This is a genomic window from Exiguobacterium sp. SH31 (genome assembly GCF_001816105.1).
GTDB classification, from domain to species: Bacteria; Bacillota; Bacilli; order Exiguobacteriales; family Exiguobacteriaceae; genus Exiguobacterium; species Exiguobacterium aurantiacum_A.
Map to the genome: position 1 here is coordinate 82,814 of NZ_LYTG01000044.1, position 16,122 is coordinate 98,935.

Annotated in this window: 14 protein-coding genes and 3 tRNA genes; all 17 read right to left on the minus strand. The window is 51.4% G+C overall.

Features of this window, described 5'->3' with window-relative positions; all coding sequences use genetic code 11:
• Positions 1-13: 13 nt before the first annotated feature.
• Entirely contained in the window at positions 14-298 is a 285-nt protein-coding gene (locus A6395_RS07510) for a putative quinol monooxygenase (protein WP_071398573.1), read from the minus strand.
• Between the two features lie 101 nt (positions 299-399).
• Positions 400-1,827, minus strand: coding sequence for a methyl-accepting chemotaxis protein (locus tag A6395_RS07515; RefSeq protein ID WP_159429457.1), 1,428 nt, complete (start codon positions 1,825-1,827; stop codon positions 400-402).
• A 210-nt stretch (positions 1,828-2,037) separates the two neighbouring features.
• On the minus strand, positions 2,038-4,689 hold the full coding sequence (locus A6395_RS07520) for an MMPL family transporter (protein WP_071398575.1): 2,652 nt from the start codon (positions 4,687-4,689) through the stop codon (positions 2,038-2,040).
• Positions 4,690-4,692: 3 nt separating this feature from the next.
• Positions 4,693-5,136: a MarR family winged helix-turn-helix transcriptional regulator gene (locus A6395_RS07525; protein ID WP_071398576.1), complete on the minus strand. Its 444-nt coding sequence runs from the start codon at positions 5,134-5,136 to the stop codon at positions 4,693-4,695.
• Positions 5,137-5,221: 85 nt separating this feature from the next.
• A complete protein-coding gene (locus A6395_RS07530) occupies positions 5,222-5,725 on the minus strand; it encodes a GNAT family N-acetyltransferase (RefSeq protein WP_084813000.1) in 504 nt (167 codons plus the stop codon).
• 63 nt (positions 5,726-5,788) lie between these two features.
• Complete coding sequence (locus tag A6395_RS07535; protein ID WP_071398577.1) at positions 5,789-6,730, minus strand: NAD(P)/FAD-dependent oxidoreductase; 942 nt, start codon at positions 6,728-6,730, stop codon at positions 5,789-5,791.
• Between the two features lie 67 nt (positions 6,731-6,797).
• Positions 6,798-7,460: a DUF975 family protein gene (locus tag A6395_RS07540; protein WP_071398578.1), complete on the minus strand. Its 663-nt coding sequence runs from the start codon at positions 7,458-7,460 to the stop codon at positions 6,798-6,800.
• A gap of 136 nt (positions 7,461-7,596) precedes the next feature.
• On the minus strand, positions 7,597-9,393 hold the full coding sequence (gene glmS / locus A6395_RS07545; RefSeq protein WP_071398579.1) for a glutamine--fructose-6-phosphate transaminase (isomerizing): 1,797 nt from the start codon (positions 9,391-9,393) through the stop codon (positions 7,597-7,599).
• A gap of 358 nt (positions 9,394-9,751) precedes the next feature.
• The gene (glmM, locus tag A6395_RS07550; RefSeq protein ID WP_071398580.1) at positions 9,752-11,110 is read right to left on the minus strand and encodes a phosphoglucosamine mutase; all 1,359 of its coding nucleotides are present in this window, start codon (positions 11,108-11,110) and stop codon (positions 9,752-9,754) included.
• Between the two features lie 35 nt (positions 11,111-11,145).
• Positions 11,146-12,426 carry a CdaR family protein gene (locus A6395_RS07555; RefSeq protein WP_071398581.1) on the minus strand — a complete coding sequence of 427 codons (1,281 nt, stop codon included), beginning with the start codon at positions 12,424-12,426 and terminating at the stop codon, positions 11,146-11,148.
• Positions 12,427-13,287, minus strand: coding sequence for a diadenylate cyclase CdaA (gene cdaA / locus A6395_RS07560; protein WP_016508862.1), 861 nt, complete (start codon positions 13,285-13,287; stop codon positions 12,427-12,429).
• A 133-nt stretch (positions 13,288-13,420) separates the two neighbouring features.
• Complete coding sequence (locus A6395_RS07565) at positions 13,421-14,056, minus strand: polymer-forming cytoskeletal protein (RefSeq protein ID WP_071398582.1); 636 nt, start codon at positions 14,054-14,056, stop codon at positions 13,421-13,423.
• Positions 14,053-14,628 (minus strand): RNA polymerase sigma factor SigW, encoded by a 576-nt coding sequence (gene sigW / locus A6395_RS07570; RefSeq protein WP_016508869.1) that lies wholly within the window; start codon positions 14,626-14,628, stop codon positions 14,053-14,055. The genes A6395_RS07565 and sigW overlap by 4 nt, the downstream gene beginning before the upstream one ends.
• Positions 14,629-14,760: 132 nt before the next feature.
• Complete coding sequence (gene rocF, locus A6395_RS07575; RefSeq protein ID WP_084813002.1) at positions 14,761-15,663, minus strand: arginase; 903 nt, start codon at positions 15,661-15,663, stop codon at positions 14,761-14,763.
• A gap of 199 nt (positions 15,664-15,862) precedes the next feature.
• A tRNA-Ala gene (locus tag A6395_RS07580) sits at positions 15,863-15,938 on the minus strand.
• A gap of 17 nt (positions 15,939-15,955) precedes the next feature.
• Positions 15,956-16,030: transfer RNA gene (locus A6395_RS07585), tRNA-Gly, on the minus strand.
• Between the two features lie 8 nt (positions 16,031-16,038).
• Positions 16,039-16,114 (minus strand) — tRNA-Lys (locus tag A6395_RS07590).
• Positions 16,115-16,122 lie beyond the last annotated feature (8 nt).

Here is a 16,122-nt window from a genome sequence, read left to right on the forward strand (position 1 = left end):
GGACTGTCTCCTTTCAGACCTCTTGCAAACGGTACACGTCACGGACAGCGAGTAACGTCTCGGCAGCTTGCCGATACGCTTGGTAGTGGGCTGAGTTGATATGATGGTCGAGCGCCGTCTCGTCCCGATACTTTTCATAGAACACGAACGTACCCGGCGCATCGATCGACTCGTGTAACACGTAGGTGATGCACCCTTCTTCCTGCCGCGACGGCGGGATGACCTGATCGAGTGCTTGACGCAACTCACTCTCTTTGCCCGGGTGAGCCTTTAAAATAGCTGTGATCGTAATTTCCATTGATCGTTCCTCCTCATTTTAGGACTGACGCAAAACTTTTCCCGTTTTAGAAGAGATGTATACGCAAATGGACACGCCTATTTTCAAGGCGTGTCCATCATTTAGACGAGTTCGTTCGCAATCTCGTTCAATTCTGCAATTTGATCCTTTAACGAAGCCAACGCCTGTTGCTGCGACGTCGTCAACACATGCACGTCTTGACCGTTCTCTTCGAGAGCTGTCATCAGTGCTGACATTTGGCCCGTCACTTGATGGACTTTGTTCAGTTCTGATGCGACGACTTGGAGCTGGGTCGATGTCTCATCTACCGTGCTCGCTACCGTCCCTGTCGTTTGAATCATGGAGAGAATCGACGTCCCGCTCTTACGGACTTGTTCTTCCTGCGTCGACAAACGTTCTGTACTGCCATCGATTGCCCGTTCCGTCACTTGTACCTCTTGCATGACGAGTTGGATAATATCATTGATTTGAGATGAGGCTTGGGCGGTTTGAGCCGACAAATTTCGAATCTCGGACGCAACGACGGCAAACCCTTTCCCGTGCTCACCCGCTCGCGCCGCTTCAATTGAAGCATTGAGCGACAGGAGGTTCGTCTGAGATGAAATCTGCTGAATCGTCCCCGTGATGGTCCGTACTTCTTGGAAGCGCTCCGCCAACCCTTTAAACGCATGATTGACTTCACCGATACTTAAGTTCAGTTCAGCGAGCGACCGTTCTGTCGAGTCCATGTTTTCATGCGAGACGTGAGCGTCCTGCAAGACGCCACTTACTTGAGACGTTGTCTCCTGGAGCTGCTGCTGCATTCGTTCAAACGCCTGTACAGTTGAATGGATTTGTGAAGCGACAGTTTGAATAAGACCTGCCTGTTCAGATGTCCGTTTCGTCATCGAACTGATTTGTTCCGTCACCTGTTCTGAAGCATTTGTGACTGACTCGACTGAATCATTCATCGTGAAGACAGCTCCGTGAAGCGTAGTCGCACTCGCTGTCGTTTTCGCCATTGTCAGCTCGATTTCCCCTGCATGTTGTTCTGCTTTCTCTTGCTGCGCGAATGTCTCATGCAACAACTTTGCGCCAAAGAATGACACAAAGTACGCGCCAGACAAAGCCATTGTGAGCACCGTGAACCAAATGACGAGGTCGAGCGGCGTTGCAAATGAAAAGCGCCCGGTTAACACAGCTACGACCGAGACGATCAGCGCGAGCATGCTACTGTACAGTACAAGATGCCGATTCAAGTAGATCAACGTCAATACGATGTAAAGAAAGACGACATTTTGAATCGCCGCACCTGGTAGCGTCAAAATAATCGCTGAAGCCGAAATGTACATCAATGTGACGAGCCCATACTTCAACCAAGCATGCTCTACATAGAAGCGATGGCCGAGCCATGATCCAATCTGAATGACACTCCCCACCACAATAAAACTGACTGCGTCTTGTCCGGCGAGCTCCCCGATCCAGTACAAAACACCCATAATCGGATAAGAGAGGAAAAATAAAACGATCAACATACGAGATACTAACAACGAACTTATTTTTTCAAAATGATTCACCATGATTGTTGCCTTCTTTCAGTAGAATAGAGATCTACACTATACTTCGGTGCATTTTTTCCAATATGAAGTTTGTTTTTCGCTATTTTTATTACATTGACTAAACAAATAAAAACTGTCCCTCAAATTGTCATTTGTACTTAACAATTGAGGGACAGTTTAATTGAATGACGTCTTGTTTAGTCATTTATTCTTTCGTTTGAACGGCCACCAGACACCATCTCCGAACGATACGGTGATCGCCGGGATGAGAAGCGGCAGCACGATCAACCCGTACAACAACAGACCGGTGATGACGATTGTCGCAATCTGGACGAGGCTGAGTACACCAGACGGAATCATCGCCCCGAACGTCCCGGCGAGGATGACGGCCGCCGTCATGATGACCGTCCCCATCTTCGTCATGGCGTGGACGAGCGCGTCACGTACCGTCATCCCGTTAATCGATTCTTCACGGAACCGATCGAGTAGGAAGATCGAGTAGTCGATGCCGAGCGCGATCAACATGACGAACCCGAAGAACGGTACGGCCCAGCTGATGCCGTCATAACCGAGCCCTTCAACGAAGATGAGCTCCGTGATCGCCGCTGACGTGTAGTACGTGAGCAACAGTGACCCGATCATATAGAGCGGCATGATCATCGAACGGAATAGTATCGTCAAAACGACGAACAGCGTCACGAGCATGATGGCGACGGTCCGATTGAAGTCGTTTGTCGATGTCTCGTTTAAATCGCTGTTAATGCTTGAAATCCCGGCGTAACCGATGGTCGCGTCATCAAATGGGGTGTCCGTGACGACACGTTCCATCGTCTGTTTCAACGTTTCGACCGTATCGATTGCTTCCGGCGAGTACGGGTCCATATCAAGGATGACCTCGAGTTGTGTCGCCGTCCCCTCGTCGAACACGTAACGTTCGACGGCCGGGGCGAACTCATCTGACGTGAGCGTTCCTTCCGGTAAATAGACGCCCGTATCACGCAGGCTGTCCGCTTCACTGAGTGCCGAGAGGAACGCCACCGCGTCGCCAAGACCGGTTTCGATTTGCGCGAGCCCAGCGTTCGCTTCACCGACACCAGTCGCGAGTTGGCCGAGTCCCGATCCGAGCTCACCGACTTGCGCACCTTGCGCCGTCAACACAGACGCTGCTTCATTGATACCCGCCTCGATCTGACTGAGACCACCAGACACTTGTTGCAGTTGCGCCACGGTCGCCGGGATGTTTTGCGTCGCCGCAAGGCCTTGTCCGATCAAACCGAGTTGGGCGTTCAGTTGGCCGAGTCCTGTCGCCGCTTCTACGAGCGGCGCCCCGGCGTTCGTCGTGCCAGCCGGCAGTTGACCGACGACCGCTTGAAGGCCAGCTTCGACTTGAGAGAGTCCGTCTTGCACGTCACCGAGACCGGTCTCTGCCTCGGCAAGCCCTGAACTCACTTGTTCGAGTTGCGTATCGACATAAAAATCATCGATGACGTCACCGGTCGGACGTGTGATCGAACGGACACCGCTCACACCATCGACTTTTTCTAATTCGCTCGCGAACTTCTCGATGTACGGAATATCCGACTCGGTCAGTTCCGACTCTTGCTTCAAGATAATTTGAACCGGGAGCGATTCACCTTGTCCGAACCCTTCCGAGATCAAATTGAGACCGCGCACCGAGTCGTAATCGTCACCGATCTCATCGACCGTATTGAACGACCGGGCATCGTCGTACGTGAACAACACCGGCACGGTGATCAGTGCGACGACAAGGATTGAGACGAACGGACGATTGACCGAGATGCGGCTGAATCCGGCCCACAGCTTGCTGTCGTGATGCTCGCCTGCTTTTTTCGACGGCCAGAACAAGCGATTCTTGAGCGTCGCCATAAAGAACGGCACAACCGTGAACAAGATAAGCAACAAGACGGCAATCCCGACCGCGACCGCGACGGCCGACTTGAAGATCGGGAAATCGGCAAATCCGATCGCGGCGAAGCCGACGAATACGGCGAGACCACTAATGAGCACCGTCCGTCCAGCCGTCTTATACGTGTTGACGATGGCGTCCTCGATCGCGTGCCCGGCACTGAGTTCTTCTTTATACCGGCTAAGCAGCAGGATGCAGTAGTCGGTCCCAATCCCGAACAAAATCGCCACGAGGAAAATTTGTGTGTAGTTCGAGACCGGGAAACCGAACCAGTCGACGAAGAACGCGACGAACGATTGGCTGAGGAGATAGGTGAACCCGACCGCGATCAACGGAATAAACGGGGTCACGATTGAACGGAACACGAGCAAGAGCAGTCCGAAGATCAACACGACCGTGATGATCTCGGTCTTCTTCAACCCTTCCTGCGCACTCAAGTTCACATCGTTGTTGATGATTTCTTCACCTGTGATGTAGACGGTCTCGTCTGTCGGAAGGATGTTCTCACGGACATCGTCCGCGAAAGCGTTGATGTCCTCCATCGATCCTTCGACCGTGATCGGGACGAGGACGATACGTTCATCTTCCGAGACGAGTTGTGCCTCCGTCTCGGCGTTCTCGAACGGATCGAGCACATCTTTGACGACCGTATCATTTTGTTCCAGCTCATCGATTACCCGGGCAATATCGGCCCGTTTAGCGTCTCCGAGCGCTTCAAACTCATAGACGAGCGAAATCGTCTTATCGCTCTTGCCCGCAGCGTTTAAAATATCTTGCGCGCGTTGCGAGTCCATGTCTTCAGACAGTTGGAAACTTCCCGCCTGTTCTGCCTGCTCGGTCAAGTTTGGTGCCGCGACGAACAAGGCCGCCGTCAACACGATGAGACCGATCAAGATGCCGAAGCGCCATTGAATAATTTTGCGCACGTGTTATTCCTCCCCAATTCGAAGCAGCTCTTTGATTTTCCGGAACGTCCGGACGAACTGTTCGATCTCTGCCTCATCTATTTTCCCGTCGAGTAGTGACTCGACATAATGGTAGACGGCCGTATCTGCCTGTTCGACGACGTGTTGTCCCGCCGCTGTCAGTTCGATCAACCGTTCGCGTTGGTCTTGCCCGCGCCGACTGACGACGAGCTGTTTCTCAACGAGTTTTTTTAAACGGTTTGAAACGGCGCTTTTATGCACACCTTGTTTCATCGCCAACTGACCCGCTTGAATCGGGCCGAACTGTTCGAGCAGTTTTAATAGTTGGAGCTGTTCACGCGAATACTCCCGCCAGACGTCGCCTTCCATCGCCTCAATGACATGTTCCGCTCCTTGGAACATGACTTCTTCAAATAGTTGGACGGCCTCCCGCATCAATTCTTTCATTTTGGTTTACCCCCTAAACTAGTTAAAGATAGTTTATGCCCTAAACTAGACGAGGTCAAATAAAAAGACCGATGAAGTAGGCGCTTCATCTGTCCATTTCGTAAACGTATGTGTAAAAAGATAAGAATCGTCCTTCCCATTCCATCTGATGTATTTCATCTTCACGAGAAAAGCCAGAACGCATCAAGACGTGTTGGGACGCCTTATTATCTGTCATCGTCTTGGCAGTCAATCGTGTGAATCGAGGAAGGTTAAGCGTAAGTAATTGCTGAAGGGCTGCGGTGGCATATCCACGACCTACATAGTCCCCACCAATTCGATAGCCGATTTCCCCGGTCTCGAAATTGACATGATGGACGTTGAGACGCCCCACGATGGACTCACCATGCCAAATCAAATAATAATATCCATCCCCGTTCACTTGTTCGGCCAACAAACGTTCCAACTTCTGACGAAATGCTTCAGGTTCATAGTACGTGTCTCCACGGCTCGGAACGTAACGCTCGAAATAGGGACGGTTCTCACATTCAAACGTGTACAGTGCGGTTTCGTCCTGTATGCGCAACGGTTTAAGACTCACCCGATTCACGTAATCAACGCCTCCTTTCTCAAAATCGTATCGTCGTGATCAAAAAAACCTTCCGCAGAAGGTTTAGGACCGCATCGCTGCCGCAACGCGGAGACCCGAGACGTACGCACTTTCGAACCGGGTCCGCCCTGAAGCGTCGTCCGGCTCGAGAAAGACGTCGCCCGCCAAGTAAATCGGTGCGTCGTTCAATTTATAGTAAGGCTCGTGCCAGACGTCTGTCGCCTGGGCGTAGCGCCACCGCTTCAACTGTCTCGACTGAATCGGTGCGTCTCCGGTCACGGTTGTTAGCAACCGCTCGATTTCTAGAAGCGTGTCTTTAGCAGGACGCTCATACCAAGCTTCACTCCACGCCTCATCCATGTAGACGCTGACGAGTTCTGACGTCGAGATGCCTTTTTGCCGGTTGTTGATGATTTTCAACAGACCAGGTGCCAAGTCCGTGTCGATAATCCCGTCCGCACCGATTTGGGTGTCGCCCGCGAACTCGAACAACCCGACGAACGTCGGGGCGTAAGTCAGCTCACGCAACGACTCAGCCACCTGACTCGATAAGTCAGCGAGGAGCTCGAACGTCTGTGGGAGCGGTGACGTGATGAGGAGACGGTCATAGTGGCGCGTCGCCACGTCTGTCGTGACGACGACCGTCCCACTCTCCATACTGACCGCCTCGACCCGTTCGTTCAATTGGACGGTCAAGCCGTCGGCCAACTGTTTGGCGAGCGCGTTCATGCCGTCACGGGCGACGTAACGCGGATGCGGGTCGGCGTACCAGACGCGGACCCAGTCCCGCTCGACCCAATCGGCGACCGCCTGTTTGAGTGCTTCCCCGCGCACGGTGAAATAGACGGCCCCGTGATCGGCTTTCCCGTCCCCGATCCGTCGGGTCGCCAAGCGTCCACCGACGCTCCGGCTCTTCTCAATCAGTTCAACCGTATGTCCGTGCCGGACGAGTTCACGTGCTGCAACAATTCCGCTCAGTCCGGCCCCGATGATTCCGATGTTCATATGCATTCCCCCTCTTTCAGGAAGATTGTACCATGACGGTGAGAGTGCCATCCGGTCTCGATGCGTTTCACGCCGATCGGTTCCACTGTTCGTCATACTCTCGTTTCGTTTCTTCGTAGAAGACAGCAAAGCGACGATCGATGAAAGGATAAAGCCATGGCATCCCGAGCGTCAAAATCCAATACAGCGGATTAAAGACTTCGACGACTATGAGCGCAATCCATCCAATCGTAGTTACAATAAAAAATGGCAAAATTAAATATAATGCTTCTTTCTTATGACCATTCATCATATCCCGGGATTTTGTGATGGCTTCATTCGCCGACAACTCGGGATCGTCTTGTAAAAGGAAATACGTAAACGCGTAAGAAAAATACTTCACGATTCCAGGAATAATGAACAACAACAACCATCCAAGTTGATAGATCCCCAATAATACGGTGACTAGAACGTGACGTAAATAATTCTCTCGGAACGGATCGATTAAACGAGCCCACACAATTTGTTGTCCGCGGATCACGTCTAAGACAATCCATTTGTATCCAATCGAAAGCGGAGCCGTCAAGGCGATGAGCAATAGCGGGAGGAACGACAACCAGGAAAACTGTATGTACGGGTCCGTCCATAATTGCATCTCCATGAATGCGGCAATCAAAAATGAACCCATCATCAACGAAAGCATTTTGCCACGCGTTGCTTCGGTCGCGCGACGTTTTAACTCTTGCATCATGCTAAATCCTCATTTCCTTCAATTAAAGTTTATGTTTGTGTTTCTTTGAATCAACTGGTTATATTATACAGCAAGGTATCCTCTTTTGTATTTTTCCTCACAAAAAGCCAGGATTTAAAAATCCTGGCTTCACTGTTTATTCTACCGTTACTGACTTCGCCAAGTTACGTGGCTTGTCGACATCACAGTCACGCGCGAGTGCAGCGTAATATGAGATGAGTTGAAGCGGGAGTACTGTTACGAGTGGTGTGAGCAACGGCTCGACACGTGGCAAGACGAATGAATCACTCTCGTGTTCCATGCCTTCCATCGAGATCGTGCAGGCAACGGCGCCACGAGCGACAACTTCCTTGATGTTTCCACGGATGTTGAGGTGCGTGTTCGGTTGCGAGACGAGCGTGATGACCGGTGTGCCGTCTTCGATCAACGCGATCGGTCCGTGCTTGAGCTCACCGCCTGGGTAGCCTTCCGCTTGGATATACGAGATCTCTTTAAGCTTGAGCGCGCCTTCAAGACCAACGTATGAGTCCATCCCACGACCGAGGAAGAACGCGTTACGTGATTCTTTCAAGAACTTGTCAGCAAGCTGTTCGAAAATCTCTTTTTGAGCCATGACCGAATCCATGATCGTCGCGATGCGAGCGAGTTCCGTCATGAGGTCGAACGGAAGCTTCTTCCCGTTCGCACGAGCGATGTCGTAAGCGAGGATCGCGAGCACGGCGATTTGCGCCGTGTACGCTTTCGTCGACGCGACCGCGATCTCAGGGCCAGCATGGAGGAGCATCGTCTCATTCGCTTCACGCGACAGCGTTGAACCGGCAACGTTCGTGAGTGTGAGCGCCTTGTAGCCGCGCTTCTTCACTTCGACGAGGACGGCACGGCTGTCGGCCGTCTCACCTGATTGTGAGATGAAGAGGAACAATGGTTTCTCCGTGAGGAGCGGCATGTTGTAACCGAATTCTGAAGCGACGTGCACTTCAGTCGGCACACCAGCGACGCGCTCGATCAATTGCTTGCCGACGAGACCAGCGTGGTAACTCGTGCCACAAGCGACGATGTAGATGCGGTCCGCTTCCGAGACGAGCGAACGGACGCCTTCTGTGAGCTCGATGTCGCCATTGTCGTTCTGGTAGTGTTGGATAATGTTGCGGATGACGGCCGGTTGCTCGTCCATCTCCTTCAACATGTAGTGCGCGTACGTGCCCTTCTCGATGTCTGACGCATCGATCTCGGCCGTGTACGGGGCGCGCTCGAGGATTTCACCGTCGAGCGTCTTGATCGTCGCCGACTCACGCGTCAAGATGACGATCTCGCCGTCGTGGAGCTCGAGGTACTGATCCGTCACTTGGAGCATCGCCATCGCGTCCGACGCGACGACGTTGAACGTGCCATCACCAAGTCCGACGAGGAGCGGCGACTTGTTCTTACCGATATAGAGGCGTTCGCGGTCCTCTGAGTCGATCATCGCGATCGCGTACGAGCCGTGGAGCTCTGAGAGCGTCTTACGGAACGCCGCTTCAACGTCGCCGAGTTCGACGAAGTTCTTTTCCATCAACTGGACGATGACTTCCGTGTCCGTCTCTGAGAGGAACGGTGCGTCGAGCGTCGCCTTGATCTGCTCGTCGTTCTCGATGACGCCGTTGTGGACGAGCGTGAAGCGGCCTGTCGTGCTTTGGTGCGGGTGGGCGTTCGGTACGCTCGGTACCCCGTGTGTCGCCCAACGTGTGTGGCCGATTCCAATCAATCCGTCTACTTCTGCTGGGACGACTTCGCGTAGCGCAGCGATGCGACCGACTTCTTTATGAACGTTGACGTTATCGTGCATCAACGCAAGACCTGCCGAGTCATAACCGCGGTACTCGAGTTTCTCTAAACCTTTGAGAAGGATTTCCTTCGCTCCGGTATTCCCAATCATTCCTACAATTCCACACATACAAAAATCTCCTCTATATTCGATTTCTCGAAAAAGGAAACGGGCTTTTTCAAAGAGCTGTCAATGCGCTCCCCTTTGGCCGTCCGGTCACCCGGACGTTTTGAGGGATTGCTTTTAGTCGTGACAGGCGACTAGGAGGCATCCGCCGAAATCTCGATAACCTCCAACCTCGTCAACTCATAAAGAGTTCTGGCGCTTTCTCGTACTTTGTGCCCCTCCGTTTCTAAGGTCACGCTCTTAATAGTACAAATCACACCCCCATCCGTCAAGAAAATCAGATGATTTCACAGTGACAAAACGGAAACAAAAAGGGAACCCAAAATTGGATTCCCTTGTGTTATTCCCTGTTTCGACAAAATTATCCTTCAACACCGTAATCTTCACGGACGACTTGAGCGATTTGTTCGACGTAACGGTCGCAATCTTCCTTCGTCGGCGCTTCAGCCATCACTCGAACGAGTGGTTCTGTACCTGATGCACGGACGAGGATGCGCCCGTTTCCGTTCATTTCAGCTTCCGCTTCTTGAATCGTTGTGAGCACACGTTCCCCTGTCATCGCATCCTGTTTATTCGTGACGCGAATGTTGACGAGCGTTTGCGGATAGACCGGCATTTCCGCAGCTAGTTCAGACAGCTTGCGTCCTGTCGTCTTCACGATTTGTGCGAGTTGGACACCCGAGAGCATACCGTCGCCCGTCGTCGAGTAATCGAGGAAGATGAGATGACCCGACTGCTCGCCACCGAGCGTGTAGTTATGCTTCTTCATCTCTTCGACGACGTAACGGTCACCGACAGCTGTTTGAAGAGCCGTCATACCTGCGTCTTCGACTGCTTTGTGGAAGCCAAGGTTACTCATGACTGTCGCAACAATCGTATTGTCTTTCAAGCGACCTTTTTCGCTCAAGTATTTTCCACAAATGTACATGATTTTATCGCCGTCGACGATGTCGCCGTTTTCATCGATTGCGATCAAGCGGTCTCCGTCTCCGTCAAACGCAAGGCCCATGTCCGCTCCCTTTTCGCGAACGAATTGTGCCAAGTGCTCCGGATGTGTCGAGCCGACGCCTTCGTTAATGTTCAACCCGTTCGGCGAGTTCCCGATTGTCGAGACGTTCGCTTCAAGGTCAGCAAACAAGCGAGCCGCAAGGCCGCTCGTCGCGCCATGTGCACAGTCGAGGGCGATATGGAGACCATCGAGGTCCTCATCAACCGTCTGTTTCAAGAGTTGAAGGTACTTTTGTGCCCCTTCATAATAGTCCGAGACGAATCCGAGATCTTTCCCTGTCGGACGCGGGAGTGTATCTTCCGCTGCGTCGAGAATCGTTTCGATCTCTGCTTCGGTCGCATCATCGAGCTTGAAACCGTCGCTACCGAAGAATTTGATGCCGTTGTCGGCGACCGGGTTATGTGAAGCTGAGATCATGACACCTGCTGTCGCGTCAAGCGACTTCGTCAAGTAAGCCACACCTGGTGTCGAGATGACGCCGAGACGCATCACTTCCGCTCCGATTGACAAAAGACCTGCGATCAGTGCGCCTTCGAGCATATGACCTGAAATGCGTGTGTCACGCCCGATCAATACTTTCGGCTGTTCACCGGCTGGCAAATGCTTCGATAACACGTAACCACCAATGCGTCCTAAACGATAAGCTAGTTCTGCTGTCAATTCTGAGTTCGCGACACCGCGGACCCCATCTGTTCCAAAATATTTACCCATATATTCGTTTCCTCACTTTTGTATGATTGAACGTCTCATTGAAGCGAAGACGTTTCGGTTTGGTCTTCGACGCTCGTTAACTCGACGTCGATTGTTTTCGGCGAGACGACCGTCGCGCCTTTCGGTACTTCATAGTCTACATCGACCCCATGCAAACCACTCGGCAGACCGGTCAAATCTAGTGTCACACTGATGCTGTTCGACGTCACGCTCTCAAGAAGTGATCGTTTACCTGACAATGTGACGCTGACGACTTCCGGTGCTTGAAGCGTATAGTTCGTCCGATCATAGCCTCTGACCGTGACAGGCACGGTTAAACGGACGCGTTCCGTCAATTCCCCGGTATCATCTCGCGTCTGATCATCCGCTCGGACGAGTAGCTGGACTTCAACTTGCTCGGCAGCGAGCGATGATGCGCCTTCCGGCAGGGCAAGCTTCGCTGTCACCTTCCCCGTCTGATCGACGCCATCAAGGTCAATCGGCTCGGTCTCAACACGGTCTAGTGCATCGAGCACTTCGCGCGGTGCGAAAACACGGACTTCTGTTTCCTCTAGCAACGTGTCAACGAGCCTGAAATTATCGGCAACTTCTCCGGTCGTGACAGCTTCAATCGGGAACACGGCACTTTGTTCATAGACAGGAACGGTGACGTTGATGATGTTCGGTTCGACCGTCACGTTAAGCGGGTTTCCGTTCGCATCTAAAATCGTCGGCGGCACCTCGCGCGTGAACGTCTGGGTTTGATTCGCCACATCGACGTTCAAGGTGATTTCTTTTACGTTTTGAATCCGGCTTTCGCCACCAGAAACTTTTACAGTCGCCGGCTCGATTTCCGCTTCTCCGACCACATACCCTTCCGGCAACTGGTCTTTATTTAACAAGTTGACCGAAACGGGCACTTCAACTGTCTGTTTGCGATCGATGTAAATTTCAACAGTGTCCCGCTCAAGCTTTACGTTGACGTCACCTCCGAAACCTCGTGCTTCCACCGGGACACGATGGAACCCAGTACCGAGGTTCGTTAAATCGACGAACACTTGATAATCTTTCACCAATTTTGTCATCGTCAAACTACTCGATGGACCTTGCAGCTCAACGTTCATCTCTTCCGGAACGTTGTACGCGACGTATTGTACTTCATCGAAGAATACTTCGACAGGAACGTCAAGCGACATCGAGCTTTGCCCGACAATCGGCAATGCATTTGTTGAATTGGTCGACGAGCTCGTCTCGGCGACCATAAAATAAAGAAGGATGGCTAAAGCAAGTGCGATGATGCGGAGAAACCATTTATGTTGTAACCACTGATCAATCACTTACTTGTCCCCCCCTTTTTTATTAAAGAACGAGAGTGTCGTCTCTTTTTCTTCAATAACAAGTTCTTGGATCAACTTGTTGCGAAGTGCCTCCTCGTCTAGCTCGCGGTATAAACGTCCAGCAATTGCTAAAGATACCGCACCCGTCTCTTCTGAAACGGTGAGCGTCACGCTATCGGTCACTTCACTGACCCCGATTGCGGCCCGGTGTCTCGTCCCGAGCGCCTTATCGATGTGCGGGCTTTCCGAGAGCGGTAAATAACAAGCCGCCGCTGCAATTTTCCCGTCTTGGATAATCATCGCCCCATCGTGAAGCGGTGTATTCGGAATAAATAAATTGATGATCAGTTGTGACGTGATGTGCGAGTCCATCCGGATACCGGTTTCAACGTATTCGTTCAACCCGGTATCTCGTTCAATCGCGATCAATGCCCCAATTCGACGTTTCGACATGTACTGTGCCGAACTGACAATCGCTTCGATCATTTGTCGTTGCTTGTCCTCATCGCTTGTGCTCGTACGACCGAACAAATTGCTCGTTCGCCCTAAGTGCTCGAGCCCGCGTCGAAGTTCTGGTTGGAAGATGATGATGATCCCAAGCAAACCATACGTGATCACTTGGTTCAGCAAGAACTGTAACGTCTTCAAACCAAAGAATCCGCTGAGGAACCAGCTGACGAGGATGATTGAAATTCCTTTTATCAGTTGGACCGCTTTTGTCCCACGGACGATCATCATCAATTTATAGATGACGTACGTGACGACGACAATATCTAAAACGTCATTCAAATAATCGTACCAATGTACGTTCTCTGAAAGACTGAAAAATGATAAGATTGAAACCTTTTCAAGTAGCGGCAAATGCTCCCCTCCTCAACTACCTAGCCAATTCGTGCAAGTTTTATTATATCATATTTCCCAAACGACGCATCGTTAGATGACAAAACGAAACCAGATTGAAACGAATGAAAAAAGACGCCCTGAGGCGCCTCTCTTAAAGTATTTGCTTGATAGAGTACCAAATCCACTCAAAAATCCGGTCGATTTGTTCGAGCTCTCCGGTCACTTCACCCGCACTGGCCAAATAGGCTCGGCCGTGCACAGCTGTCGCATTGCCGTTGACGGTACCCTCGATCCGCAGGTCCCCGCCTTGGACCGTAATGTCACGCTCGACGATGACGTCTTTCGGCACGATGACTTCGTTCGCTGTGACAACGATTCCAGGTACTTTCGTGTACGTCATGGTTTCGGTAGACCCATTCCATAAACCGAGTGTCGCACTCGACATTAAACTAAAGAATAGTAAGGCCGCAACGAGTCCCGGATGCTTCCGGAACCAAGTCATCTGTTTCGAATGCGGTTTTCTCCGTGGCCGTGGACGGTCTTCAAGACGCACGACCGATGTCGCCGGCGGAGACGTTTTCGCTTCAGGAATGGCCGCCATCACGCGCGCCGTAAAATCGTCTGATAGCTTAGGACGTGGAAGTGCTTTAAGTTCGGCATCTATTCGTTCGTACTGAAGGTACGCCTCATATAAGGCTTCGTCCTCTAGTAATTGACGTAATTCGTCAGATTCTTCGGGCAGGATGCCATCTTCCAAGTATTGTTGCAGTTTCTCTTCAGGAGTCAATTGAACCCCTCCCTGTTTTGAAAGATTGTTTTTAACATTTCTCTTCCCCGGAAGATCCTTGTTTTAACCGTTGCGACCGGCATATCGATCATGACGCTAATTTCTTTGAGCGACAAATCGTCCACGTACTTGAGCAGTAACGGGATACGATATTTGTCCGGCAGTTGCTTGATGGCCTCATGCATTTCGCCTCGAATCTCGCGGTGAACGACTTGGGCGTCGGGTTGGGGGGCATCATCGGCCAAATGGTCTTGATAGGTGAGACCATCCGTGCCAGCGATTTCGGCATCCATCGAGTACTCCGGCTTTCGCTTTCGGAGACGGTCGATGGCGACGTTCGTGGCGATTCGATACAACCATGTCTTGAACTTATACTGCGGATCATACGTATCAATCCGGGTATATGCACGAATGAACGTCTCTTGGGCAGCATCCTCGGCTTCGCCACGATCGTATAAAATCTTAAAGGCGACAGCAAAGACACCATCCTTGTACAGTTCTACCAGCTCAGCAAACGAATCGTGATTCCCCGACCTTAATTCGTCTACTAAACGGGTGGTCAGCCGTTCCATCAATCCACTTCCCCTCTCCGCAACCTATGCGGTCAATACAATATACGTTCAGTTGTCTGATCAGGTTTCACATCACACAAAAAAAAGTTTCCAAACCCATTGTAGCAAACGGATTTGGAAACTGTAAGGCTATTAGACTGTTTTGCTTTCCAGTAACAGGTTTTCTTTGGATTTCAAAATCGTTTCGCATAAACTGAAGGCGAGTTGAGCAGTTGTATCTTCTTGGTCAAGTGCAGGATTCAATTCGACGATTTCAATCGCAATCAACTCGTCGGCTTTCATCGCTTCCGCCAAAATTGTTTTTCCTTCTTCTGCCGTCAACCCGCCGTCAACCGGTGTCCCTGTTCCAGGGACGAGTTGAGCATCCAAACTATCCATATCAAAGCTGAGATAGAAGCGATCGACACGGTCACGTAAATACTCAATCGTTTCAGCCATGATTATCTCGACGCCACGCGTTCGAACTTCTTCGACCGTTACGACCTTGATCCCCAGCTGCTTAATCGCTCGCATCTCCCCCTCATCAATATCACGTAAAGCGATGTACACCAGATGTTCTGGGGCAAGCTTTGGTTCACGCCCGCCGACTTCCGTCAATCGAATGTCACCTAGTCCCATCGCAGCGGCAAGCGGCATCCCGTGAATATTGCCTGACGGTGATGTTTCCCCCGTATTCAAATCAGCATGGGCATCGACCCAAATCACTCCGTACGGTCCGGTTTTGGCGAGCCCAGCGAGTGTCCCGATTGCCATGCTGTGATCGCCCCCAACGATCAACGGGAATCGATTTGCTTCAATATCGGCAGCAACGACGTCTGCCAGCTCATTGACCGTATACAAGACGCCGTCTACGCGCTTTAAATGTTCTTCGTTCACTTGAATTTCTGACTCTGGCAAGACGCGAATCCTTTGTTGTAGCGTCCCCGTTGGCAGTAACGCCTCGATTCCGAGTGTTCGCAATTTAGTTGGACCTTGATCGACTCCGTGTTTCCCCTGTCCGTAACGGAGTGGTACTTCAATATATGACCATTGCATAGCCATTCCCCCTTGAGCAATTGATACCTACATTGTAAACGCTACCAAATGTGTGGTTCAACTTCACACGCCGGTGAATAAACATGCAAAAAGGCAGCCTGAATGGTGGCAGGCTGCCTTTCTCTGTACTCTTAAGTGAATGGTTTCATGGATTTAGGCAAAAAAACTTAAGTCGTAAGTAACTTAAGAAAAAAACAAGTGGTGGAGCCTAGCGGGATCGAACCGCTGACCTCCTGCGTGCAAGGCAGGCGCTCTCCCAGCTGAGCTAAGGCCCCGTTACAGGGAATAAATATGGAGCGGAAGACGGGATTCGAACCCGCGACCCCGACCTTGGCAAGGTCGTATTCTACCACTGAACTACTTCCGCGAAAAAAATGGTGAGCCATGCAGGGCTCGAACCTGCGACCCTCTGATTAAAAGTCAGATGCTCTACCAACTGAGCTAATGGCTCAAACCTGG

Coding starts and splice junctions, on each gene's coding strand:
- A6395_RS07510 (WP_071398573.1), bottom strand. CDS start 298: ATGGAAATTACGATCACAGCTATTTTAAAGGCTCACCCGGGCAAAGAG.
- A6395_RS07525 (WP_071398576.1), bottom strand. CDS start 5,136: ATGAAAGAATTGATGCGGGAGGCCGTCCAACTATTTGAAGAAGTCATG.
- A6395_RS07535 (WP_071398577.1), bottom strand. CDS start 6,730: ATGAACATCGGAATCATCGGGGCCGGACTGAGCGGAATTGTTGCAGCA.
- A6395_RS07540 (WP_071398578.1), bottom strand. CDS start 7,460: ATGATGCAAGAGTTAAAACGTCGCGCGACCGAAGCAACGCGTGGCAAA.
- glmS (WP_071398579.1), bottom strand. CDS start 9,393: ATGTGTGGAATTGTAGGAATGATTGGGAATACCGGAGCGAAGGAAATC.
- glmM (WP_071398580.1), bottom strand. CDS start 11,110: ATGGGTAAATATTTTGGAACAGATGGGGTCCGCGGTGTCGCGAACTCA.
- sigW (WP_016508869.1), bottom strand. CDS start 14,628: ATGGAACGGCTGACCACCCGTTTAGTAGACGAATTAAGGTCGGGGAAT.
- rocF (WP_084813002.1), bottom strand. CDS start 15,663: ATGCAATGGTCATATATTGAAGTACCACTCCGTTACGGACAGGGGAAA.